Origin of the sequence: Pseudochrobactrum sp. B5 (genome assembly GCF_001939785.1) — a bacterium.
Taxonomy (GTDB): Bacteria; Pseudomonadota; Alphaproteobacteria; order Rhizobiales; family Rhizobiaceae; genus Pseudochrobactrum; species Pseudochrobactrum saccharolyticum.
Genome location: NZ_MOYL01000002.1, coordinates 354,735 through 377,780, shown reverse-complemented (window position 1 = coordinate 377,780; position 23,046 = coordinate 354,735). Strand labels below are relative to the sequence as shown.

Annotated in this window: 26 protein-coding genes; 14 read left to right on the top strand and 12 right to left on the bottom strand. The window is 50.0% G+C overall.

All coding sequences use genetic code 11. The features are described 5' to 3' along the window. Positions 1-26 precede the first annotated feature (26 nt). A complete protein-coding gene (locus BKD14_RS08385; RefSeq protein ID WP_075655174.1) occupies positions 27-956 on the bottom strand; it encodes a LysR substrate-binding domain-containing protein in 930 nt (309 codons plus the stop codon). A gap of 177 nt (positions 957-1,133) precedes the next feature. On the opposite strand from BKD14_RS08385, the gene BKD14_RS08380 reads away from it, so the two are divergent. The 4 genes from BKD14_RS08380 to BKD14_RS08365 all read left to right on the top strand — a co-directional run bounded on the left by BKD14_RS08380 (position 1,134) and on the right by BKD14_RS08365 (position 5,849). Next, positions 1,134-3,581 carry an FAD-dependent oxidoreductase gene (locus BKD14_RS08380; protein WP_075655172.1) on the top strand — a complete coding sequence of 816 codons (2,448 nt, stop codon included), beginning with the start codon at positions 1,134-1,136 and terminating at the stop codon, positions 3,579-3,581. Between the two features lie 39 nt (positions 3,582-3,620). Continuing rightward, the gene (locus tag BKD14_RS08375; RefSeq protein WP_022711761.1) at positions 3,621-4,370 is read left to right on the top strand and encodes an electron transfer flavoprotein subunit beta/FixA family protein; all 750 of its coding nucleotides are present in this window, start codon (positions 3,621-3,623) and stop codon (positions 4,368-4,370) included. Between the two features lie 15 nt (positions 4,371-4,385). After that, positions 4,386-5,318, top strand: coding sequence for an electron transfer flavoprotein subunit alpha/FixB family protein (locus BKD14_RS08370; protein ID WP_075655170.1), 933 nt, complete (start codon positions 4,386-4,388; stop codon positions 5,316-5,318). A gap of 99 nt (positions 5,319-5,417) precedes the next feature. After that, on the top strand, positions 5,418-5,849 hold the full coding sequence (locus BKD14_RS08365) for a GFA family protein (RefSeq protein ID WP_075655168.1): 432 nt from the start codon (positions 5,418-5,420) through the stop codon (positions 5,847-5,849). A 2-nt stretch (positions 5,850-5,851) separates the two neighbouring features. On the opposite strand, the gene BKD14_RS08360 is transcribed toward BKD14_RS08365, so the two are convergent. Further along, positions 5,852-6,349, bottom strand: coding sequence for a GNAT family N-acetyltransferase (locus BKD14_RS08360; RefSeq protein WP_075655166.1), 498 nt, complete (start codon positions 6,347-6,349; stop codon positions 5,852-5,854). A gap of 161 nt (positions 6,350-6,510) precedes the next feature. Here BKD14_RS08360 and BKD14_RS08355 point away from each other — a divergent pair, with 161 nt between their 5' ends. From BKD14_RS08355 to BKD14_RS08340, 4 genes are all read left to right on the top strand, one after another. Further along, a complete protein-coding gene (locus tag BKD14_RS08355) occupies positions 6,511-8,091 on the top strand; it encodes an ATP-binding protein (RefSeq protein WP_075655164.1) in 1,581 nt (526 codons plus the stop codon). Beyond that, the gene (locus BKD14_RS08350; protein WP_075655162.1) at positions 8,088-8,693 is read left to right on the top strand and encodes a response regulator; all 606 of its coding nucleotides are present in this window, start codon (positions 8,088-8,090) and stop codon (positions 8,691-8,693) included. Before BKD14_RS08355 ends, BKD14_RS08350 begins: the two co-directional genes overlap by 4 nt. A 106-nt stretch (positions 8,694-8,799) precedes the next feature. Continuing rightward, positions 8,800-9,285: a heme-binding protein gene (locus tag BKD14_RS08345; protein ID WP_083646938.1), complete on the top strand. Its 486-nt coding sequence runs from the start codon at positions 8,800-8,802 to the stop codon at positions 9,283-9,285. A 156-nt stretch (positions 9,286-9,441) separates the two neighbouring features. Next, on the top strand, positions 9,442-10,038 hold the full coding sequence (locus BKD14_RS08340; protein WP_210215504.1) for an ankyrin repeat domain-containing protein: 597 nt from the start codon (positions 9,442-9,444) through the stop codon (positions 10,036-10,038). A gap of 3 nt (positions 10,039-10,041) precedes the next feature. Here BKD14_RS08340 and BKD14_RS08335 read toward each other — a convergent pair whose 3' ends face one another. The 4 genes from BKD14_RS08335 to proV form a co-directional block, all read right to left on the bottom strand. Then, a complete protein-coding gene (locus BKD14_RS08335) occupies positions 10,042-10,686 on the bottom strand; it encodes a pentapeptide repeat-containing protein (protein ID WP_175576082.1) in 645 nt (214 codons plus the stop codon). Positions 10,687-10,946: 260 nt separating this feature from the next. Then, positions 10,947-11,813, bottom strand: a complete 867-nt coding sequence (locus BKD14_RS08330) for a glycine betaine ABC transporter substrate-binding protein (protein WP_075655156.1) — start codon at positions 11,811-11,813, stop codon at positions 10,947-10,949. A gap of 30 nt (positions 11,814-11,843) precedes the next feature. Further along, positions 11,844-12,761 (bottom strand): proline/glycine betaine ABC transporter permease, encoded by a 918-nt coding sequence (locus tag BKD14_RS08325; RefSeq protein ID WP_075655154.1) that lies wholly within the window; start codon positions 12,759-12,761, stop codon positions 11,844-11,846. Between the two features lie 21 nt (positions 12,762-12,782). Next, positions 12,783-13,988 (bottom strand): glycine betaine/L-proline ABC transporter ATP-binding protein ProV, encoded by a 1,206-nt coding sequence (proV, locus tag BKD14_RS08320; RefSeq protein ID WP_028233844.1) that lies wholly within the window; start codon positions 13,986-13,988, stop codon positions 12,783-12,785. Between the two features lie 517 nt (positions 13,989-14,505). Here proV and BKD14_RS08315 point away from each other — a divergent pair. After that, entirely contained in the window at positions 14,506-14,823 is a 318-nt protein-coding gene (locus BKD14_RS08315) for a DUF982 domain-containing protein (RefSeq protein WP_022711774.1), read from the top strand. An 11-nt stretch (positions 14,824-14,834) separates the two neighbouring features. Here the strand turns inward: BKD14_RS08315 and BKD14_RS08310 are convergent, their stop codons facing one another. Further along, a complete protein-coding gene (locus BKD14_RS08310; protein WP_245293600.1) occupies positions 14,835-16,283 on the bottom strand; it encodes a GGDEF domain-containing protein in 1,449 nt (482 codons plus the stop codon). A 397-nt stretch (positions 16,284-16,680) separates the two neighbouring features. Here BKD14_RS08310 and BKD14_RS08305 point away from each other — a divergent pair, with 397 nt between their 5' ends. After that, positions 16,681-17,289 carry a TetR/AcrR family transcriptional regulator gene (locus BKD14_RS08305; protein WP_075655763.1) on the top strand — a complete coding sequence of 203 codons (609 nt, stop codon included), beginning with the start codon at positions 16,681-16,683 and terminating at the stop codon, positions 17,287-17,289. Then, a complete protein-coding gene (locus BKD14_RS08300) occupies positions 17,286-18,218 on the top strand; it encodes an EamA family transporter (RefSeq protein ID WP_075655152.1) in 933 nt (310 codons plus the stop codon). Before BKD14_RS08305 ends, BKD14_RS08300 begins: the two co-directional genes overlap by 4 nt. A 5-nt stretch (positions 18,219-18,223) precedes the next feature. On the opposite strand, the gene BKD14_RS08295 is transcribed toward BKD14_RS08300, so the two are convergent. Next, positions 18,224-18,904: a YafY family protein gene (locus BKD14_RS08295; RefSeq protein WP_075655150.1), complete on the bottom strand. Its 681-nt coding sequence runs from the start codon at positions 18,902-18,904 to the stop codon at positions 18,224-18,226. Between the two features lie 80 nt (positions 18,905-18,984). Between BKD14_RS08295 and BKD14_RS08290 the strand changes: the two genes are divergently transcribed. Beyond that, complete coding sequence (locus BKD14_RS08290) at positions 18,985-19,308, top strand: hypothetical protein (RefSeq protein WP_139316366.1); 324 nt, start codon at positions 18,985-18,987, stop codon at positions 19,306-19,308. A 35-nt stretch (positions 19,309-19,343) separates the two neighbouring features. Here the strand turns inward: BKD14_RS08290 and BKD14_RS08285 are convergent, their stop codons facing one another. From BKD14_RS08285 to BKD14_RS08275, 3 genes are read right to left on the bottom strand one after another with little or no spacing between them, the layout of a single operon-like run. Then, the gene (locus BKD14_RS08285; protein WP_075655146.1) at positions 19,344-19,562 is read right to left on the bottom strand and encodes a DUF2283 domain-containing protein; all 219 of its coding nucleotides are present in this window, start codon (positions 19,560-19,562) and stop codon (positions 19,344-19,346) included. 43 nt (positions 19,563-19,605) lie between these two features. Then, positions 19,606-20,064, bottom strand: coding sequence for a GFA family protein (locus BKD14_RS08280; protein ID WP_022711781.1), 459 nt, complete (start codon positions 20,062-20,064; stop codon positions 19,606-19,608). 55 nt (positions 20,065-20,119) lie between these two features. Continuing rightward, positions 20,120-21,187, bottom strand: a complete 1,068-nt coding sequence (locus BKD14_RS08275; protein ID WP_075655761.1) for a D-alanine--D-alanine ligase family protein — start codon at positions 21,185-21,187, stop codon at positions 20,120-20,122. 186 nt (positions 21,188-21,373) lie between these two features. On the opposite strand from BKD14_RS08275, the gene BKD14_RS08270 reads away from it, so the two are divergent. Further along, positions 21,374-21,727, top strand: a complete 354-nt coding sequence (locus BKD14_RS08270; RefSeq protein WP_075655144.1) for a cupin domain-containing protein — start codon at positions 21,374-21,376, stop codon at positions 21,725-21,727. Positions 21,728-21,867: 140 nt separating this feature from the next. Here the strand turns inward: BKD14_RS08270 and BKD14_RS08265 are convergent, their stop codons facing one another. After that, positions 21,868-22,692 carry a methyltransferase gene (locus BKD14_RS08265; RefSeq protein WP_075655142.1) on the bottom strand — a complete coding sequence of 275 codons (825 nt, stop codon included), beginning with the start codon at positions 22,690-22,692 and terminating at the stop codon, positions 21,868-21,870. Positions 22,693-22,805: 113 nt separating this feature from the next. Between BKD14_RS08265 and BKD14_RS08260 the strand changes: the two genes are divergently transcribed. Then, positions 22,806-22,997 (top strand): CsbD family protein, encoded by a 192-nt coding sequence (locus BKD14_RS08260; protein WP_075655140.1) that lies wholly within the window; start codon positions 22,806-22,808, stop codon positions 22,995-22,997. Positions 22,998-23,046: the final 49 nt, after the last annotated feature.

Below are 23,046 nucleotides of genomic sequence, written 5' to 3'. Positions count from 1 at the left end.
AAAGTAATTTCTAAAAGAGAAACCCGCTATGGATTGTTAAGCGGCAACTCCCGATGCATTTGCTCCAAAATCCAGTCACGGAATTTCTCTGTGCCGGACTTGATCTGGCGCGATGCCGGAGCCACCAGAAAAATGCTCTTTCCGGCCTTGTAGGAATTCTCCAGCGGTATAACCAGTTTACCACTTTCCAGATAACTGCCGATCAGATGCCGCCAGCCGAGCGAAATACCCTGACCGTGAATTGCCGCCTGCATTGAAGCGAGATTATCGCTGAACACCACATCATGAGGCAGTTTGGCACTGGAAACACCCTGATATTCAAGCCATTCACGCCAGCCGATACGGGAGCGATGTTTTTCTTCAAAATGCAGCAGGCGGTGGTTGAGCAAATCGGCCGGCGTATGAATAGGACCATGAGCAGCCAGATATTCCGGACTGCACACACAGACCGTTTCTTCCAGACACAGCTGCCATGAGCGCAAGCCCTGCCATTCGCCATTACCGAGACGGGCGGAGAGGTCAATATCCTCTTCGCCGAGATCAATATAATCTTTCGGGCTTTCCTCAATATGCAGCGCGATTTCCGGATAGCGGTTTTTGAAATCTGCAAGGCGCGGCAAGAGCCATAGCGAGATAAACACCGCCGAGAATGAGGCGCGCACAATGTCTTTTTGGTATTTTCGCTGCAGGGACGAAATCACCATATGCAGATGATCAAAAGAGGCCTGCACCTCCTGATAGAGCCGCTGTCCTTCCGGCGTCAGCTCCAGTCGCGCACTTTCACGGCGAAACAGTTTCAATCCTGTCGATTCTTCAAGTAACCGTATGGTTTTACTCACTGCGGGCTGGCTGACATTCAGCTCTTTGGCCGCGGCAGTGAAGCTTAAACGCCGTGCTGCGGCCTCAAAGGCAAACAGGTAATTGGCGGAAGGAATGAGATTACGGAGTCTGTGCATAATCTGAAGTTATACCTCGGACTATTTTTTTACAAGATCACAAAGCATCTGCCGCATCCTATTGTGAGATCAAAATCAGCCGTAATTTTGCGCGCTGAGAAAACATGAAAACAGTCTGAGATCATTGCACTAAGGAGAGGTGCACCGATCTTTCATAAAAATAAATCGGGTGGAATTATGCAAACTTATGCACGGGTTGTGGTTGTCGGCGGCGGTTGTGTCGGGGTTTCCGTTCTCTATGCACTGGCCAAACGCGGCTGGACAGATTGTGCGCTGCTGGAACGCACATCGCTGACAGCAGGCTCAACATGGCATGCGGCAGGGCTTATTCCCTCTTATGCGCGCAGCAATAATGTCGGCCGTATGATTGCGAAAACCATTGAGATTTATGAAGGACTGGAAGCCGAAACCGGCCAGAATGTCGGCTGGCATAAATGCGGCCAGCTGCGTATCGCCAATACGCGCGACCGGATGGATGAATATAAGAGCTATATGGATGTGGCCGAGGCGCAAGGCACCAATGCCCGTCTGGTTTCGCCAAAAGAGGCTATGGAACTCTGGCCGCTGCTGGAAAATAACAAGCATATGATCGGCGCACTCTATCATCCGGATGACGGACATATCGCACCGGCTGACGTGACCATGGCGATGGCTAAAGGTGCCCGTGATATGGGGCAGAAAATCTATCAGAATACGCAGGTCAATACTTTTGAACGTCTGCCAAACGGCGAGTGGAAAGTCTCGACCAATAACGGCGATATTATCTGCGAACATATTGTTTCCGCGACCGGCAATTATGCCCGCCAGACCGGCGCATTGCTCGGTATTGATATTCCGGCAATCCCGATCCTGCACCAATACTGGATCACCGATGCGGTACCGGAAATTATTGAGCGTAAAAAACAGGGGCTGCCGGAAATGCCGATCCTGCGCGATGAAGGCTTTGCCGGATACTTGCGCGAGGAGGGTGACGGATTGATGTTTGGCCCTTATGAGCGTACTGAACATCTGAAACTCTTTGCCGTGGACGGTGTGCCGGAATGGTTCGGCGCTGATCTGGTGGAAGAGGATTTCGACGCGGTTGAGTGGAACTGGGAAGTAGCCACAGATTATGTGCCGGCTCTTGCCCGCACCGGCATTAAAGCCAATGTGCGCGGGCCATTCCAGATGACTGCCGATGAATTGCCGCTGGCTGGCCCTGCATGGGATCTGCCAAATGTATGGCTTGCGGAAGGTGTGCCGGGCGGCATTCTCTGGGGCGGCACACTGGGCTTCCATCTGGCAGAATGGATTATCGACGGTGCGCCGTCCAAAGATATGTCGGAACTCGACCCGCGTCGTTTCTCCAATTATGCCAATAAAACCTGGACGCGTCACAAGGTGCAGGAAACATGGGGCACACACGCGGATATTAAATTTCCGGGTCAGACCATGCCTGCATCCCGTCCGCAGAAAACCGCGCCTTCCTATGATCGCCTCACTGAAATGGGCGCTGTATGGGATGTGCTGAACGGCTGGGAAATGCCGCAATGGTTTGCGCCAAGCAAAGAAGAAGCCATTCCTGATCTGAGCTTCCGCCACACCCAGCGTGCGGCTAAATATATCCGTGAAGAAGTGACTGCGGTGCGTGAAGGCGTTGGCCTGATCGAAATGACACCGATGACCAAATTTGAAGTTTCGGGGCCGGAGGCTGAAAGCTGGCTGGACGGCATTCTCGCCAATAAGCTACCGAAGCTCGGACGTATCGGTCTTTGTCATCACCTGAATAAAAACGGCGGCGTGGTCAGTGAATATACGGTTATCCGCTTCAAACCGGATGCATTTTATCTGATCTCCACACCGCGTGGCGAACGCCTGAACTTTGATGAATTATCAAAAATCCTGCCGGATGACCGCAGTGTTACACTGACCAATGTCACCATGGAACGCGGTGCTTTAACGCTTGTCGGGCCAAAGGCACGCGATGTGTTGCAGAAGATCACCGAGGTTGATCTGAGCAATGCGGCTTTCCCGTGGATGAGCATGCAGACCGGTACAATCGGTCTTGCCAGTGATGTGCGGATGCTGCGCGTAACATATGAAGGCGAGCTTGGCTGGGAACTCTATCATCCGATCGGCTATCAGCGTCATCTTCTGGATGAAATTCTGAAAGCCGGTGAGGAATTTGGCATCCGCATGGTCGGTCTGGCCGCATTGGAATGCTGCCGTCTCGATAAATCCTACCGCGCTATGTATCGCGATATGAATGCCGAACTGACGGCATTGGAAAGCAGTCTCGACCGTTTCATCAAATTCGATAAAGGCGACTTTATCGGCCGCGATGCTCTCGTCCGCCAGCGCGAAGAGGGGCTGAAGCGTCGTATTTGCACCATCACCATCGCCACAGATGGTGCCAGTGTGCAGATGAATGAGGGTGTTTATCACAATGGCAAACTGGTTGGCCGTATTACCTCCGGCGGTTATTCCTGCCATTTCAGCCATGATATCGCCCTTGCCCTGCTGCCGCCGGAATTAGGCAATCAGACCGGGCTGGAACTGGAAGTTCAGGTGCTGGGTGAATGGCGTAAGGCAAAAGTGGTTGAAGAGTCGCTCTACGATCCGACTAATTCGCGTTGCAAAATGTAATTTTAACAGTCTGATACATTGAATTGACAGGATAAAATCATGAAAGTTCTGGTCGCAGTTAAACGGGTTGTTGATTACAACGTGAAAATCCGCGTTAAGGCCGATGGCAGTGGTGTTGACCTTGCCAATGTTAAAATGGCGATGAACCCGTTTGATGAAATTGCCGTGGAGGAGGCGTTGCGCCTCAAAGAAGCGGGCAAGGTTTCGGAAGTGATTGTGGCTTCTGTTGGCCCCACACAGGCGCAGGAAACGCTACGCACAGCACTGGCTATGGGGGCTGATCGCGGTATTCTGGTGAAAGTGGATGATGCTGTTGAACCGCTTGCTGTTGCTAAAATCCTAAAGAAACTGGTTGAGGAAGAGCAGCCACAGCTGGTGATCGTCGGCAAACAGGCGATTGATGATGATGCCAACCAGACCGGCCAGATGCTCTCGGCACTGCTGGGTTGGTCACAGGCAACCTTTGCATCGGAACTGGAACTTGGTGAAGGCAAAGCCGGTGTGACTCGTGAGGTTGACGGTGGTTTGCAGGCGATTGAAGTGAAACTGCCAGCGGTGGTGACTGTTGATCTGCGTCTCAACCAGCCTCGCTATGCTTCTCTGCCGAATATCATGAAAGCCAAGAAAAAGCCGCTTGATGAAAAAAGCGCGGCAGAACTTGGCGTAGATACTGGATTGCGTCTCAAGGTTCTGAAAACCGAAGAGCCGGAAAGCCGTCAGGCAGGTATTAAAGTGGCCAATGTGCAGGAACTGGTTGCAAAACTGAAAAACGAAGCCGGACTGATTTGATAGGGAAATAAGATCATGGCAATTTTACTTTTAGCGGAACATGACAACCAGACCCTGTCAGACCAGACAGCAAAGGCGCTGACCGCAGCACTGGCTATCGGTGGTGATGTGGATGTGCTGGTTGCAGGGCAAAATGCCAAATCTGCGGCTGATGCAGCAGCAAGCCTCAAAGGTGTACGCAAAGTGTTGCTGTCAGAAAATGCAGCACTTGAAAACCAGCTCGCAGAACCACTGGCCGATCTCATTCAGACATTGAGCGCGGATTATGATGTGATTATCGCCGCTGCCACAACCACAGGCAAAAATGTGCTCCCGCGTGTAGCTGCATTGCTTGATGTGATGCAGGTGTCGGACATTATCGAGGTAATCTCGGCGGATACATTCAAGCGCCCGATTTATGCCGGCAATGCCTTGCAAACCGTTCAGGCACTGGATGCGAAAAAGGTGATTACTGTGCGTACTGCCGGTTTTGCTGCGGCAGAAAAGGGCGGGGCGGCTGCGGTTGAAAATATTGCCTATGCCAATGACCCGCAATTGTCGAAATTTGTTGAAGCAAAGCTTTCCGGCGGAGATCGTCCGGAGCTGACTTCGGCAAAGATCATTGTTTCCGGTGGCCGTGCGCTTGGCTCCGCAGAGAAATTTCAGGAAGTCATGCTACCGGTGGCGGATAAGCTCGGCGCTGCCGTTGGTGCAAGCCGCGCAGCAGTGGATGCAGGTTATGCGCCGAATGACTGGCAGGTCGGACAAACCGGTAAGGTGGTCGCACCAGATCTTTACATCGCTGCCGGTATTTCCGGTGCTATCCAGCATCTGGCAGGGATGAAGGATTCCAAAGTAATCGTGGCGATCAATAAAGACGAAGAAGCTCCGATCTTTCAGGTCGCAGATTACGGACTGGTCGGCGACCTGTTTGAAATCATTCCGGAACTGGAAAAAGCACTCGGCTAATTTTTCCATCAGAATTTATTGAAATGAAAAGGCATTCACCTGTTCAGGTGGATGCCTTTTTGCTTTAACCTGACATGAAATTTATGGGAGAACTGAGCGATGAGCGAGACAAATAAAACAGTCAACGGTGCCTGTCATTGCGGGACCGTGCGGTTTCGGGTGAAACTGTCCGACGGGCTGAACTCCGCGCGCCGCTGCACTTGCTCCTATTGCCGGATGCGCGGGGCTGTAGCTGTCTCAGCGCAACTTGGCGGTTTGGAGATTATCAGCGGTGAAGATGCGCTGACGCTCTATCAGTTCAATACCAAGGCGGCGAAACATTATTTCTGCTCAATTTGCGGGATTTATACGCACCATCAGCGCCGTTCCAACCCGCAGCAATATGGTATTAATGCCGCTTGTCTTGAGGGCGTCAGTCCGTTTGATTTTGATGAGGTTCTTGTCACCGATGGCATTAATCATCCGTCTGATGACAAATCAGCAAACAGGCCGCCCTATGTCGGTGTATTGAAATATATCCGCTGCGAATAATGCTACTGATCGTTGATAATCGCCCAGCGTTCATGGTCACGCCAGTCGCCATTGATAAACAAATAGCGCGGTGAAAAGCCTTCTTTGTGAAAGCCCGCACGTTCGACAAGGGCGAGGGAGCGTAGATTGTCCGGCTGGATATTAGCTTCAATCCGGTGCAGGCCGATTTCCCTGAAGCCATAAGCCACCGCCTGCTTCAGGCCTTCGGTCATTAATCCGCGACCGGCCAGATGCACCATGCTGTAATAGCTCAAATAGGCGCTGCAAAACGCCTTCATAAAAATCTGGCTGAAGGTGAAAACACCGGCAATCTTGCCGCTCTCCGTATCGCGCACAACAAATGCCTGTGATGCGCTGCTTTGCAGATTACCAAACCAGTCTTCAAAACCGGCGAGATCAGTAAAATTGCGCATCCATGGATGATGATGATTGCGGCTCGCAAGATTGCCCGCGATCAGTTCGGTTGCATCTGCTCTTCTGACAGGTTGTAAATTAATCATTTCATCCTCCGGCCGGATGCGTTTTATGACGTTTAGTACAGCGCACTGACAAGCCCAAACCTGTGTGATGAAGAAGTTTTTCGGCCTGTGCATTGCGTGTTGCACTATATTATGTCAGCGATATTCAAGTGTAATTACAATATTGTGTATGGGGGAAGCGTTTGACGGGCAATAAACAGATTTGGAAATCCTATCTGACAATATCGGTTATCTGGCTGATATTGCTATTGCTGTTTGTCGCATTCACCGCCCGTCAGAGCATTAATCAGGCGCGTGACGAGGTGAAGCAAACCGGCACAGCGCTGCATCGTGTTCTGTCGCAGCGTGCCGCCCAGCATGATGCTCACCTCACCAGTTTGAACGCACTGATCCTCTCTGCCAGTCCGGCACCGGTGGATGCTTTGCGGCAGGTATCGCGCAATATTATCCGCTTTTACCCGCGCATCAGTGTAATTGACGTCATGCTGCTGAACCGCACCGGCTCCAAGGTTAATGCAGAGCCTGTGCTGATGGTTGATGAGACTGAGCATGATAATATCGCCGTTGATTTTGCCGCGCAGGTCGCAGAACAAAAACCGGGCGAGGTGCGCACTTATCTGTCTGACAAGCTGGCAGACCGTTATTATCTGGGCAAAAAATCCGACAATGCCAATCCCGGTTATGCGATTTTCATGGCTATCAATCCGGCTCTGATGATTGAACCGGATGAGCGGCCGGATTGGGCAGATCTGACCCTGTCCATCAATGATAAGATTATTCTTGAACAGCAGTCCGGTCTGCAAACAGTAGCATCGCGCTTTCTGGAGCAACCGGTTTTCTCTCAAAAAATCGACAGTCAGAACCAGCCGCTTTTGCTGCGTCTCAGCCGTCCGATGGCGCTGTCAGATGTGATTGATCCGCTGCGCACCATATTATTCGCGGTTTTGTCATTAATTGCTTTGACCGGTGCTTATGCGCTCTGGCGTTTTCAAAAAGCGACCAGAGAGGCCGAGCAGAAAGCACAGTTGTCGGAACATGAAACGCGGCTTGCTCATGCGGCGCGGGTGAATTCTATGGGCGAGCTGGCCTCCGGCATCGCTCATGAACTGACACAACCGCTGACAGCCTTGCTGAGCCAAAGTCAGGCCGCATTACGCCTTGAGGCATCCGGTGAGCGGCCTGAATTATTGAAACAGGCTTTGGCCGCCAATGTGCGGGAAGCATCGCGTGCCGGTGAGATTTTGCAGCGTATGCGCAATTATATGAGCAATCATGAACCACAGCGTAAATCTATAGAAATAAACCAGATTATCCGCGATGTGGCGGAATTACTGCGCACGGATCTGGCGCAACGCAATATCAGCCTGCATCAACAAACCGAGAAAATATCGCCGATGGTTACTGCTGATCCGGTAGAGATGGAGCAGGTGCTTTATAATCTGATCCGCAATGCTGCCGACAGTCTGAGCCAGAGCGAGATCAGCGATAAACGCATTACTGTGACAGCTGAAGCCAGAGACGGGCAGCTCATCCTGAGCATTGCTGATAATGGCGGCGGCATTGCCGATGATATTCTGCCGCGTTTGTTCGAGCCGTTTTTCACCACCCGTGAAGCGGGTATGGGGCTGGGGCTTTCGCTCTGCGCAACCCTGATTGAGCGGATTGACGGGGAAATATCGGCAGCAAATGCACCATCCGGCGGTGCAATCTTTACAATTACCATTCCGATGGCTGAGCCTGAGCAATCAAAGGCAGCAGAATGAAAAATCTCAAAATTTATCTGATTGATGATGATGAGGCCGTGCGCGAGGCATTGTCGCTGTTGTTGCAGACCTATGGCATGCATGTGGAGACATTCCGTGATCCGGCGACATTTCTGGCGCATGTTGATCCGCAAAAGCCCGGTTGTCTGATACTCGATTTGCGTATGCCGATGATAAGCGGCTTGCAACTGCAACAAAAACTGCTGGAACGCGGGATCGACTGGCCGGCGATTATGATTACCGGTCACGGGGATATCAATGCCTGCCGGCGTGCTTTCAAGGCAGGCATTCTCGACTTTCTGTCCAAGCCCGTGGATGAGCAGGTTTTACTGGAGGCACTGGAGACAGCTTCTCAAGAGCTGGATAAAATTCTGGAACGGTCAGAAGCGCAAAAACTGATTGCCAGACTGACCGACCGCGAGCATGAGATTTTCGATCTGATCTGCAAAGGTTTTGGCAGCAAAGAAATTGCCTCTGCGCTGAATATTTCCGTGCGCACCATTGATGCACATCGCGCCAATATTGCCGAAAAACTGGAAACCAGTTCAGTGGTGGATTTTGTGCGGCTGCAATTATCCGGCAGCAGTGCAGGGCATCCGTAATTCTACCTAGAGCTTTCAGCGGTATCGCGGATTCACGCAAAATGATTGTTTCACTAGATTGAGTGTCAGAAAGCCGGTTGCTTTCATCAACACTCAGGAGACGATCATGAAACGCATTTTGTTTGCCGGTGCTGCGGCACTTGTACTGACCTCAGCTGCTTCCGCGCAGGTTTTGCAGGAAAAGAACATGCCGCTCGATCTTGCGGTAAACATTGCCAATGAAACAATCGCTGCCTGCTCTGCCAAAGGCTACAATGTAGCCGTAGCTGTTGTTGACCGTGCAGGCGTGCTGCGCACTCTGATGCGCGCTGATAATGCCGGTGCTCATACACCTGCCGCAGCGACCGCCAAGGCTTTTACCTCGGCCTCTTCGCGCACTCCAACCGGCGTAATGGCTGAAAATATCCAGAAAAATCCGGCAGCTGCAGAACTGGCTAACATTCCGGGCTTCCTCGTACTGGCTGGCGGTGTACCGGTTAAAATTGGCGATGCAACCATCGGCGCAATCGGCGTCGGCGGCGCACCGGGCGGCCATCTGGACGAAGCCTGTGCAGTTGAAGCACTCGACAAGGTCAAAGACCAGCTTAAATAATTGCCCCAACCGCCGCACTGTTGTCTCAGTGTGGCGGTTCACGCATGATGTATTTTCAATGAGGAGAGAGACATGTCACATTTATTGTCCCTGCGGAATATTTTCAGAAGCACTCTGCTTATTGCCGGTTTTATTTTGACAATCACGGGAGTTGCCATGTCCGCCTCAGCCAGCAAAGAACGCAAATTACTGGATGCCGCTGCCACCGGTGATGTCGCAACTATTCAGAGCCTGCTGAAAGATGGTGTGAAAGCCGATACACGCAACGACCACCGCCAGACTGCATTGCTGGTTGCAACCCATAATAATCAGATCGAAGCGGCAAAAGTTCTGATTGATGCCGGTGCAGATGTGAATGCCAAGGATATGATACAGGACAGCCCGTATCTCTATGCCGGAGCACGCGGCCATCTGGAAATTCTGAAAATGACTTTGAACCATGGTGCTGATCTGAAAAGCACCAACCGCTTTGGCGGTACGGCACTTATTCCGGCATCGGAGCGCGGTCATGTGGAAACGGTGCGCACGCTGATTGAGGCCGGCGTTGATGTCGATCATGTCAATCGTCTCGGCTGGACTGCGCTGATTGAAGCCGTAATCCTGAGCGATGGCGGGCCTGCCCATGTAGAAATTGTAAAGCTTTTGAAAGCCGCCGGTGCCGATCTTTCTATCCCTGATAATGAAGGTGTAACAGCACTTCAGCATGCTAAAAAGCGTGGCTTTACTGAAATCGTTGCAGTGCTTGAGAAATAGTTTCTACAGAACCAGCAGACCGATGCCGCTGAGGATATCCGTTGCCTGACTTTTTGAGATGATGGCACCTTTGAGCACTGAGGCATCGTGAAATGTCAGGCTGCCCAGATCGCAACCACGCAGATCAGCGCCTTTGAATTTGCTCAGCCGTAAAGTGGCGCCACGCATCCGGCAATCCTGAAAGACCGTATCGCGGAAATCACATTCTCTGAGATCAGCTTCGCTGAAATCCATATTTGTCAGAATTTTATTGCGAAACGACGCGCGCGGCAGAAAAGCTGCAATCAGCAAACATTCTTCAAAATCAGTGCCGATCAGGCTGCAATCAGTGAAATCCGCACCGGTAAGTTTGGAGCGTGAATATTTCACGCCATTGAGATTGGACCGGCTCCACAGTGTATTGGAGAGATCGCAATCGTAAAATTGTGCGCTATTGCCGTCAATATTGGACAGGTTCGCACCACTGAGACGGCATTTATTGAATTGCGTTTCAGTAAGGATTGCGGCTTTGAAATTACAATTTGTAAATATGCATTCTGTGAAAATACAGTCCGATAAATCCTGACCGGATAAATCAGCCCCGTCACATATTAGGCCGCTGAAATTGCGGGTGCCGTCACTCATTTGCTTTAAGAATGCGACTGGCACAGGGCTGTTCTCAGCGTTTGCGGTTCAGGACAACATAGGCAACGCAACCGGCCAGACCGAAAGCGATAATACCCTGAATAAGAAATACCCACTGTATCATACTCATAACATCACCTTTTCATTGCAGGAAAAATATGATCTGCGCAGTGCTTTATCATTCCCCCGTGGCGATGTCAGCATTTTAAAACAGCAATATTACAAGCCGGAATAAAAAAACGGCAGCGCTTGTGCACCGCCGTTTTCAACCGAACTATCAGAGATTATTCAGCCAGCCATTCTTTGATACGATCAGGATTGTCGGCAATATATTTGTCGACGGCCTTGTCGTATGATGTTTCCTGCGCCTCAAACATTGCTTTTTCGAGGTCTTCCAGCGGGATATTCATCTTTTCCAGCAGAGAGGCGACTTTCGGATTGTCTTCCTTAAAGCCTTTGCGGGCGAGGGCATTCACATGCTCTGCGGCACCAAGCGCACCTTCAGGATCTTCCAGATAGCGCAGCTTATATTTACCGAACATCCAGTGCGGGCTCCAAGCTGTGGCCACAAACCAGCCGTCTGAGCGGGTTGCACGGTCAACCGTTGTGAGCATCGCTGCCTCACTGGAAATCTGAAGCTTGTAATTCAGGCCGTATTTTTTGATTGCTTCTTCTGAAAGGCGGGTCAGACCGGCACCCGGATCAATACCCTGAATCTGACCTTTCAGCTTCTCGTGAATATCGGCTTTCTTTAGGTCTTCAATCGACTTGATATCGCTCTCGGGCACGGAGGCGGGCACAACCCAGCCAAGTTTTGCACCTTCATAGAGCGGCCCCAGATCTTCAACCTTGCCTTCAACACGCTTGTAATAATCCGCATGTGTTGCAGGCAGCCAGGCCATCATCATCGCATCAAGATCACCACGGCTCACGCCCTGATAAAGCGGTGCAACATCTGTCTGCACCAGCTCAACTTTCTGATCCAGATTATCCTGAATAAGTTTAGCCGCGAGTTTGGTCACAAACTCAGCATCGGACCAGGGTGCCCAACCAAGTTTGACCACTTTGGCATCGCCTGCAGCCAATGCTGAAGTTGCCATGGTTCCCGCCAGCAATGCCGCCAGGCTTAGACGTGTCAGTTTCCCGAACATATCTTCTCCTTTAAGGTTTCTATAGGTGAATTAAGCTTCCTGCTTGCGCAGGGAAGTTGTTTTCTTGGCTCCGGTTTCCGCTTCCGGCTGTTTGCGCAGCGCTGCAAAGCGCTTGAACAGACCTGGTTGCGGTTTACCGAAGCTCTGAGTGATACGGTCAAGCACAACGGCCAGAATGACCACAGCAAGTCCGCCCTCAAAACCGGTGCCGACATCAAGACGCTGAATACCGGTGAGCACTGTATTCCCCAGACCACCCGCACCGATCATCGAGGCAATCACCACCATCGACAGCGACAGCATGATAGTCTGGTTGATACCGGCCATAATCGAGGGCAGGGCATTGGGAAGCTGTACTTTGAACAGCAGCTGTTTTGCCGTACAGCCGAAGGCCAGACCGGCTTCAACGAACTCTCCATGAACCTGCCGGATACCGAGATTGGTCAGGCGCACAACCGGCGGCATGGCAAAAATCACAGTCGCAATTGTGCCGGGTACAGCGCCAAGACCGAAGAACATGGCCGCCGGAATGAGATACACAAAGGCAGGCATAGTCTGCATCAGGTCGAGCACAGGACGTATGAAAGATGCCAGCAACTCGCTGCGCGCCATGGCAATACCCAGCGGAATACCAATGACAATGGCAATGATTGTTGCGGCCAGCACCAAAGACAGGCTCTCCATCGTGCCCGACCACAGTCCCATATGATGGACGAGTGCCAGTGCGAGAGCAGTGAAAATCGCAAATTTCCAACCCACACGCCACAGCGACAGCAATGTCAGAATGGCAATACCCACAACAGCCGGAATTGCCAGCAATCCACCCTGAATACCGCCAGTAACAAAGCCGATAACCGCAGCAATCATGTCCAGCGCCGGTGTGAAATGGTCGAGAATGTAATTCACAGTGATATCGGCACCTTTGCCGATACTAAAATTCATATCCATATTTATACCAATCGTTTCAGCTCAACCGGCGCGGTCGAGCGTTTCCAGAAGTGCCGATTTGGAAATCGCACCGACATATCTGTTTTTTTCATCAACAACCGGAACCGGCCAGCGGCTTTCAGCAACGCGGCCAAGCACGTTGGAAAGCGGTTCGCTTGCTTCAATAGGAGTGATATCGCTTAAGAACGCTTCCCTGTACGGATGCGGGGATTTGGCTTTGACCTTCTCAATCAGCCCGTCCTGACTGATCATGCCGTGATAGCTGCGGTCACGGCCGACAATAACGGCAACGTCACGCCCCGTTGTTTCCATCTGTTCCAATGCGGAGGCGGCAGAAACACCCTGACGGTCAAAGATCGTCAGCAGGGTTTTACGCGCCACATCACCGGCAGAAAACACGTGAGACACATCCACATTCTTGAAGAAGGAGCGCACATAATCATTCGCCGGAGCAGAAACAATCTCATCCGGCGTGCCAACCTGTACAACCTTGCCGTGCTGCATGATGCAGATACGGTCGCCGATGCGCATGGCTTCGTCCAGATCGTGGCTGACGAAGATAATCGTGCGGCTGTTCTCCGATTGCAGGCGGATCAGCTCATCCTGCATTTCCGTGCGGATGAGGGGATCAAGCGCGGAAAACGCCTCATCCATCAGCAGGATTGTCGGCTCATTGGCCAGAGCGCGGGCAAGGCCGACACGCTGTTTCATACCACCGGAAAGCTGGTCGGGCATGCTCTGGGCATAGGGCTCCAGACCGACGGCCGTGAGCGCTTGCATTGCGCGCTCATGGCGCTCGGCCTCAGCCATGCCGGCAACTTCAAGGCCGAAGGCAGCATTGTTGAGAACAGTACGGTTTGGCAGCAATGCGAAAGACTGGAAAACCATGCTCATATCGCGGCGGCGCAGATCGATCAGCTCGCCTTTGGACATTTTGGTAATGTCGCGTCCGTCAACGGCAATGGTACCGGAGGTTGGCTCGATCAGCCGGTTCAGCAAGCGCAGGAGTGTGGATTTGCCGGAGCCGGACAATCCCATGATGACGAAAATCTCGCCATCCATAATTTCAAAGCTCGCACCGTCAACGCCGATAGTGCAGCCCGTATCCTTGTGGATCTCTGTTTTGCTTTTTCCGGAACGCAATTGGCTCATTGCTTTTTCCGGCTTTTCACCAAAGACTTTAAAAACATCTTTTAAAGATAGTTTTACAGACTTTGGCTCATTCATACTCTCATTAATTGTATAAACAGCCATATAATAAGTTAACCCTGCCATAATGGCAGACCTATTCTCCTTTTGTATTTAAATAAGAGAAATATCTGCGAAATTAATGCAAATATTATGCTTTAAATTTCATTTAGAAATTGCAGATAAATCTAAACTGATATTCAACAATATATAGAAATATCGAAAAAAGTCCACCCAACATATGGGAATTGCTGCAAAACCCTATGTTTTCAGGGCGCAGCGCATAATCAGAAAAAGGTAGCGCAGCTATAAAACAAGCCCCCATGAGCCTATGAAACTGCATTTGATGCAAGGGAGATTCTCACCATATCCATGATACAAAAGCAGATGAAAAATCTGCAATATTGATTGAGTATGAAGTAAAAGATCAAAAACTTCACAAAACAGATGAAATTTTTATTATTAAATATTCAATATTAAATTTTATAAATATACGCTTTAATATTTGCAAAAATGAAGTATCATCATGCATATCGCAATCTTCGATGGATAATACATGGAGAAAGACTGGAACTTCTTTATTATTGTCGAGCCGGTGCAAGGGCAGGTATTTAAAATATCCTGCTGGACCGATTTGTCTGTGTTTTTGCTGTGCCACTGGCCGGTAAAATACGGAACATCCTATACTGTGGCGGTATGTACTCTGTCACAGAATTATTATAAGAAATCCAATATTGAACTCATCATTAAACATTTCATTGCTGCACTCAATGAAGCAAAAATTCCCTATTACTTCAAAACAGACAAGCATATAGCTGATGCAATAGTACCGGCAATCCCGACAGGCATATCAGCCACCGCCATTAGCGAGTAAACCTCCACTCATCAAGACAGAGGAATAGCAACTTCCGTGCGGTTTCTGCCGTTTTGCTTAGCCTGATACAGCGCCTGATCTGCGGTTTTAATCAAATGGCTGAAGTCAGGATGGCCATTGAATGTGGAAACACCAATCGACAGCGTAATATTTTGCGACCCGCCATCCGGCAGTGAGAATTGCTGACCGGCAATTTTCAGTCGTAGTTTTTCAGCCGTTTCCAAAGCAGTCTTTGCACTTGCTTCAATCAGCACCACAAGAAACTCTTCGCCGCCATAACGGAAGACAAAATCGCTGGCACGGGAATGCGTGAAAATGCTTTCTGCCACCTGCTGGAGAATATGGTCCCCGCCACCATGGCCGTAAGTGTCATTGATACGTTTGAAATTGTCGATATCGACCATCATGACACTCAGCTCCATCCGGTTTTGTGAAGCCATTTTGACCTCACGCGACAGAATGGAAGGTAGGAAGCGTCTGTTCAGTGTGCGTGTCAGCGGATCGCGACCGGTTTCCATCGCAGCAGCAGCCTGAAAGAGTTCTGCCAGCAGAAATTTGATCTCTCCGGTTTTATTTTTAAAGGATTCAATCAGTTCGGTTAGATTTTGATCCGCATCGGCACCGGCAATGGCAGGCAGCAAAACGGTGTCAATATATTTCATATCCGCACGAATATTTTCCAGAACCAGCGAACCATGAAAAATCATATCGCCTTTATGATGCAGCCACAGGCCAAAATCAGAACTGGAGAGCAGAGGCAGCACAGCTTCGCGTCTGTTACCATAGAGACTGAACAGAACCGACTGGCTCCACTCCATGAGGCTGGCACGCTGGATTTCACGTTCCAGTGTCACATCCTGACTGAGTGCGAAAGCGCGATAGGCTTCATCCGTCTGTGCATCGCTTTTGGTATTGCTGACAAAAGCCTGGCTCATAAATTCAATAGCAATATTAATGGCATTGCCGACATAATCGGCCATGACAGCAAAGTCACCAAGACTGATTGTCTGACTTTGCAGCTGACAAACAATCTCGTTTTTCAGCAGGCGCGCGCCTTGCATAACCACATGAATAGGCACCTGAATACGCGCATGAACCTCGCCGATCTTGCGCTGCTCAGCCACAAACACCGCAACATCCATGGTTCGCTCAACAAAAAGGCGGCGCAGCCAGCCGCGCATCGAATGCTGCAAACGGTCGTGAACCACATCCTGAGAGAGAAACGGACTTGCATCCGGATTTTGCAGCAGCCGGTCGTAGAAAACACCTACCAGACGGTCTTTATCCGCCTCGATCAGACAGGCAAGCTGCTTTGCAAGATTATCAGGCAGGCTATGAATGAGCTGAACCCATTCGCTCTCGGAAGGCGTCAGGCAGATATGAGGATTACGGATATCATCACCGGACATCTCTGTAGGCAGAGCAGGGACATTCATAACCGTCATAGCTTCATCACTCATATGCTGGAGCGCATATTAAAAATCCGAAACTTTTGATCTGTTTCCGGCTTTAAGAATGCGCATAATTTCAAAAACCAAAGCAATTCCAATAAGTTCCCCTAACTGAAAATGCCTTAAACTCTGTTAAAGAGCATGCCCGATAATGATATCAAACCGTTCATTCCGGCAGATGCAAATCTCCCTGCAACGCGCAGATTGCACGCTGTTTGCTATCAGTCAGAGATCATAATTATACCGGCTTAAGCCCCGCCAAGTGTTCTCATTATTATGTCTTGTTGATGAATGATACGCTTAAATAGCTGTTTTTAAATGAATACTCCGTTCACAAATATATTACCGCTTGTCTGCTGAAAATTAATTATGTAGACTGACCTACCTAATGCTGAAAAGAGAAATTATGTCTGCCTCTGCAAAGCCGTCCAAAGCTCAATCTGTGCGTGATCGTCTGCTCGATGCGGCGGGTATCCTGTTTTATAATTACGGGATTAACGCAACCGGCATTGATATGATTACCGCAAAAGCAGGCGTGGCCAAAATGAGCCTGTATAATAATTTTGCATCAAAATCAGAGCTGGTCGCCGCTTTTATTGAGTTGAGGCATCAGGAATGGCTTGATTTATATGCTGTGCGTTTAGCACCTGCCACAAACCCGAAAGAGCGGGTTATGGCCGTGTTTGATGCCTACAGAGACCATGCTGAATATGATTATGAGAACGGTTTTCGCGGTTGCGGCTTGTTGAATGCTGCAGCTGAACTCACCGTAGGCGATAAGGGCAGGGAAGCTGTGCGCCGCCATAAGGAAGAAGTAGAGCATTTTCTTATTCAGCACCTGCAGGAATGGCGCACTCAAACAGGTAAAGCATTGACAGCGGAGCAGGTGGAAATGACCGCAGAACATCTGGCATTTCTGCTGGAAGGCTCATTCTCCCGCGCCGGTCTTGAAGGCGATAGTAAGCGTGTTCAACATGCAAGACGTCTTGCAGAAAGTATTTTGGCCGGTTTATGAGCAATGTATCAGTTATCAAAACGGATAGTGCAGGGCTTGGCATTGTCTGCGTTTTAATCGCGTCTTTCCTGTGGGGCACAACCGGCACTGCCGCAACTTTTGCACCCGAAGTCGGGCCCATGGCCATCGGCGCGGTTGCCATGGGGGTAGGTGGGCTTTTGCAAGCCCTGCTCGCTTTACGGGCTTTGAAACGCGATTACAGCAAGTTACAGCAACAATGGCTTCTTGTTTTGTTCGGCGCGGTTTCTGTAGCTGTCTATCCGCTGGCCTTTTACTCGTCGATGTATCTGGCGGGCGTCACAGTCGGCACGGTTGTCACAATCGGTTCCGCACCGTTATTTTCCGCGCTGATTGAATGGGTGATTGATCGCAAAACCCTGAGCAAGCAATGGATATTCGGCGCGGCTCTCGGGCTTTCCGGCATTGTTCTGCTTTGCTTTTTCGGTGGCGGCGACCATCAGACAGCATCAGTTGCATTTTCTGCGGGAGCGACTGCGGCAGGCGTATTGCTGGGACTTGTCGGCGGACTGACCTATGCCCTTTATGCATGGGCGGCACACCGGTTGATGTGTAAAGGCATTTCCTCAAAAGCGGCAATGGGGTCAATTTTCGGAGCAGGCGGCCTGTTGCTGATGCCGGTATTGCTGCTGACCGGCGGGGCATTGCTGGCCTCATGGAATAATGCGCTTGTCGGTGCCTATATGGCTGTCATACCGATGTTTACCGGCTATGTCTTATTTGGTTATGCGCTGGCGCGTATTTCCGTCAGTACCGCAACAACTATAACACTCACAGAACCTGTGATTGCCGCTTTGCTGGCCGTTGTAATCGTTGGTGAAAATCTGTCGCCACTCGGATGGCTCGGTGCTTTGCTGGTGATATCCTGCCTTGTTATTCTCTCTGCTCCGAAGAAAGAGCAGGCGCGGTAAATTCGTCAGGCAAGCGTTTTGAGATAGTCTTCAAAACGCTTGCCTTTTTCATCCCGGAATACTCTGTCTGCAAGCTGAATGGCTTCAATACGATCAGCACGCAGATTACGGAAATCCATGCGGTTCTCACACCAGACAGTCAGAAGCCAGACTTGCTCAAACATCGTCAGGCCAAGCGGGCGAACGCTTCGCTGACTGCGTTTATTCTCCAAATCGCAATAGGTAATATTTAATACGGCTTTATCGCGTAAAGCAGTGCGCAGGATTGCAAGATGTCCGGATGCCTTGTCACTCTCAGAACTTTGTCTTGCAACAGCGCGTAATGGCAGACGCGTATAGGCTTCACCTTTATCGTAACCAATAGCAGCACTGATTTTGGCCGAGACACGGCTGGCAGCTGCAGCCAGTGTTTCATCACCGCGGGACGCGATCAAGCGGGTTCCGAGCATCAAAGCATCCAGTTCATCAGGATCGAAATGAAGAGGGGGCAGAAAATACCCCTTTTCCAGCTGATAACCAATGCCGGCCTCACCGCGCAAGGGCGCTCCCATAGCCTGCAAAGTCGCCATATCGCGATAGATTGTGCGGACTGAAACCTGCAGTTCCTGTGCCAGCATTTCTGCTGAAACCGGCTCTGTTCGGCCTCGCAAATGATCGAGGAGAGCAAAAAGGCGAAGTGTGCGCATGGAATATCTATACAGCATCCTGACAGAAACTGTCAGGATGAATATTGTATGCAACGCTCCCCAAACAAGGAGTTAATGCAATGCAATCAGTTAAAAACCAGACATCCTTTCAGGCAAAAATATCCGGTCTCGAATTGGGGCGTTTTCGTCTGAAATACGGCGTCAATGAAGCGGATATGCACACTGCCTATGAATTGATGATTGCAAGCCATTTGTCCAAACAGAATGGCTGGTGCAGCCAGCATCTGGTAAAGCTGGGCGATGGTGTTTTTCTTGATATTGCTTTTGCGCTTACTGAGGATCATGCAAAGGCAATTTGTGCAAGCTGGCGCAATCAACCGGTCTGCGATGCTTTTCTGGCACTGATTGAGCCTGAGAGTATGGAATTCGGAACAATTTTATAAAACTTGTCCGGTTTCAGCCATTTCCGGTGAACAGATCAGGATTGCGATAATGCAAGCAAATATGCAGGTAATTTCTTACTGGCCTGCAATATCTCAATCCCGGTCAACCGCCCGTCGCTATTGAAATCCAGATTGATTTCCCCGTCCGTTTCGCGCGGATCACAGCAATAGGTAAAGCCGAAGGCAGTTTCATCTTCATCTGATTTGAACTGAATATAAGCAGCATCAGCGGCCGCATCGTAAGTCAACTTCATGATCGCATCCTGATGGGATAAAGTTTCGCACAAACTGGCTGTTTCACTCCATTTGCCGTGCAAATTCACCCATCAGCTTTTCATAGTCTTCTAAAGGCGGAAAAGCTTCATAATGATAAAGTGCCGGTGTCTGTGCCCAGGACAGCTTCTCCTTTGTCATGGTCTCCACGAAAGGTACAAACCAGCTATGGTCATCAAACAGTGATGGCCGGACATTGACGAAAGCATCAACGCCTTCAATGCGCGTGAACATCCATGTCATGCAATAGGCGCAGAAATAATGATGCTGTTGCGGACCATGTAAACCACCGATTACCGGCTTACCCTCCGTGACTTTAAAGCCGGAAGAGGGGATCATCGCCGTCAACGAAAACGCACTGCTGCTCATTGTCTGACAGCCTGTGCAATGACAGGCCGCCGTCATAATCGGTGCTGCGCTGACCTCAATCCTGACTTTTCCGCAGCGGCATTGCCCGCTGAAGGGGAGTTGCGGTGTTTTCATCACTGATATCCTTATAAAACAGGCATTTCATTGATTTAATAAGTCATATTCTTCATCAACTGCCGCGTTTCAGACCATGAGCTATGAGCCGGTCGAGAATTTGAGCATAGCTGACGCCACTCACAGCCATTACTTTCGAATACATACTGATATCGGTAAAGCCCGGAATCGTATTAATTTCGTTGAGTATGATACGCATATCATCCGTCACAAAGAAATCCACGCGCGCCATTGCACCGCAGCCGGTAGCACGGAATGCTTTTTTCGCCATCTCACGGATCTGCGTTTCAACGGATACCGGCAAGTCGGCCGGTACTTTTAAAGCTGCACCGTTCTCATCCGTATATTTCGCATCATAGCTGTAAAAACCATGGCTTTCAGCCGGTGTAATCTCGCCGCAACGGGAAACGAAAAGCGTACCGTCAGCATCCTCAAGCACAGCACATTCAATCTCGCGGCCACGGATAAATTCTTCTGCGAGAAGCTTATTGTCGTGCAGGAAACCTTCATCCAGCGCCAGCCTGTAATCCGCCGGCGTTGCAACCTTATTGACACCCACGGATGAGCCTTGCCGTGCAGGCTTCACAAAAAAGGGCAGGCCGAGCGCATTCTTGACAGCTTCAAACTCCGGTACATTTCCCGAATGGAGCGTCACAGCATGGGCAACAGGAACTGCGGCCTCTCTGTTCACACGTTTAGTCATGTCCTTATCAAGAGCGACGGCAGAACCGAGAATACCACAGCCGATCAGCGGAACGCAGGCAACTTCAGCCAATCCCTGTACCGCACCGTCTTCGCCATGAAGACCGTGCAAAACAGGAAATAAAGCATCAATTTTCGGCAATTCCTGAAGCCCCTGATCTGCATCAATACCGATAATTCGCCCGTAACCACCGGAAACAAGGCAAATTTCAGTACCGGAGGAGGGCTTCGCCAATTGTCCCTGCTCATAACTGCTGAGCAACCATTGTCCTTCGCGGGTCACAAAAACCGGTACGGCCTCGTATTTATCAGCATCCAGCGCCTGCATCACATTGGTCGCGGAAAGCACAGAAACATCATGCTCCGGCGAGCGGCCGCCAAACAGCACAGCAATACGTAATTTACTTTGTTTTCCGGTCATGACACCATCCATAATATCAATATTTTCAATAAGATGCGGGAGATAATGAATATCGTTTTTCAACCGGATCATTTTCCGGAAATCCGGCCATATTAAGTTTCAAAGATGTACAATCTTGGAAGCCGCGGCTTTTGAGTTTTTATGGTAAATAAAGACTGCATTCAGAATGAGGTTGAGGTGAACCACATGCAAAAACAAGCAGTAATTCTCGAGCGTACAGAATGGGCTGAAAAGCCTGATGTCTGGCACGGAGAGTTTGAAGGAAAGCGCTTTGGTACGAATGTATCAGTGATGTTTTATACGACCGAGCATATCGGGCGCGGACCAAGGCTGCACAAACATCCTTATGATGAGATATTTATCATACGTCAGGGCCGCGCTTTGTTCACAGTCGGTGACCGGCAGTTTGAGGCTGTAGCAGGACAGATCATCTTCGGACCAGCCAACATTCCGCATAAATATGTCAATCTCGGCCCGCATAGTCTGGAGATGACGGATATTCATGTCACCGACAAGTTCGAACAGGAAAATCTGGACTGATCCGAGACGGTCAGGCGGCTCACTACCAATCGGCCAAAGCCACATGCTTTAATCACATAAGATAGATTATGGAACTAATTGATATATAGAAGAACGGCAGATGTTATATCTGCCGTCCTGTAATCCTTGGATTTTAAGGCTTAAACCTTACGGGCAATATACAAATGGCCAGGAACCGGCTTGCCTTGTTCGCTTCGCACAGTGATATCCGTCACACGCAGCATTTTAATGCCATGGCTCAGCAGTAGCTTTTCAACATAATCCCGTTTATGCGCAAAACGCTGATGCGGCCCGACAGTATAATCACTGCCGGCAAAATCCTTGTCAGCCAGCGTTTCGCTTGAAAATGCGAAAATGCCATTGCGGTTCAAATTCAGCGGGATTTTCGAGAAAAACGACTCCAGCTCACCCATATATGGCAGCACATCCGTAGCGATAATAATATCCCATGCCGGCGCAGTCGTCTGGTCAAGGAAATTCACAACTTCACCGACATAAAGCGCATTATAATCGCCTTTTTCATCCGCAATCGCGATCATATTTTCAGCGATATCAACGCCGGTGCGATGCTCGGTCATTTCGAACAAGGCATCCGCACCAAGACCGGTGCCACAGCCCAGATCGAGCATACGGGCATAATGCACATCAGGATCAATTTCTTCCAGCTGGTCGGCCAGCTGCAGCGGAACATCATAACCCAGCTCGTCTACGAGGATCGTGTCAAACATCTCTGCATGCTGATCGAACAAAGTGGCGACATAGGCCGGAGGCGCGCTCACAGGCACAGCGCCTCGTCCCATACTGGCCAGTCTTACAGCAGCGCCGCCATGGTCTGCCGGATCAATCTCCAGCGCCTTTTGATAGGCTTTTGCAGCACCGTCAAAATCACCGGATTTTTCCAGTTTCAGCGCTTCATTATAGGCTTGTTCCAGCGCGTCTTCATCAAATATCGGCGTCTCAGACATGTTTTATAACTTTCTGTATTTAGGAATACGCTGCACAAATACCGGAACTGTTGCGCTGCTTATACGTTGATCCGGTGAAGTCATTTTACATCACACCCTCAAGGGAGATTATCATGAACAGCACAACAGATAAAATCAAAGGCCTTGCTAACGAAGCCGCCGGTAATGTCAAGCAGGCAGTTGGCAAGGCAACCGGTTCTGCAAAATTAGAGGCTGAAGGCCGTGCACAGGAGCTGAAAGGTGAAGCCCAGCAGGCTAAAGGCAAAGCCAAAGATACAATCAAAAAATTCGTTGATAAGGCTTAATAGCTACGCATAAATTATTAATATATATCATAAACTTAAAGAGAAGAGG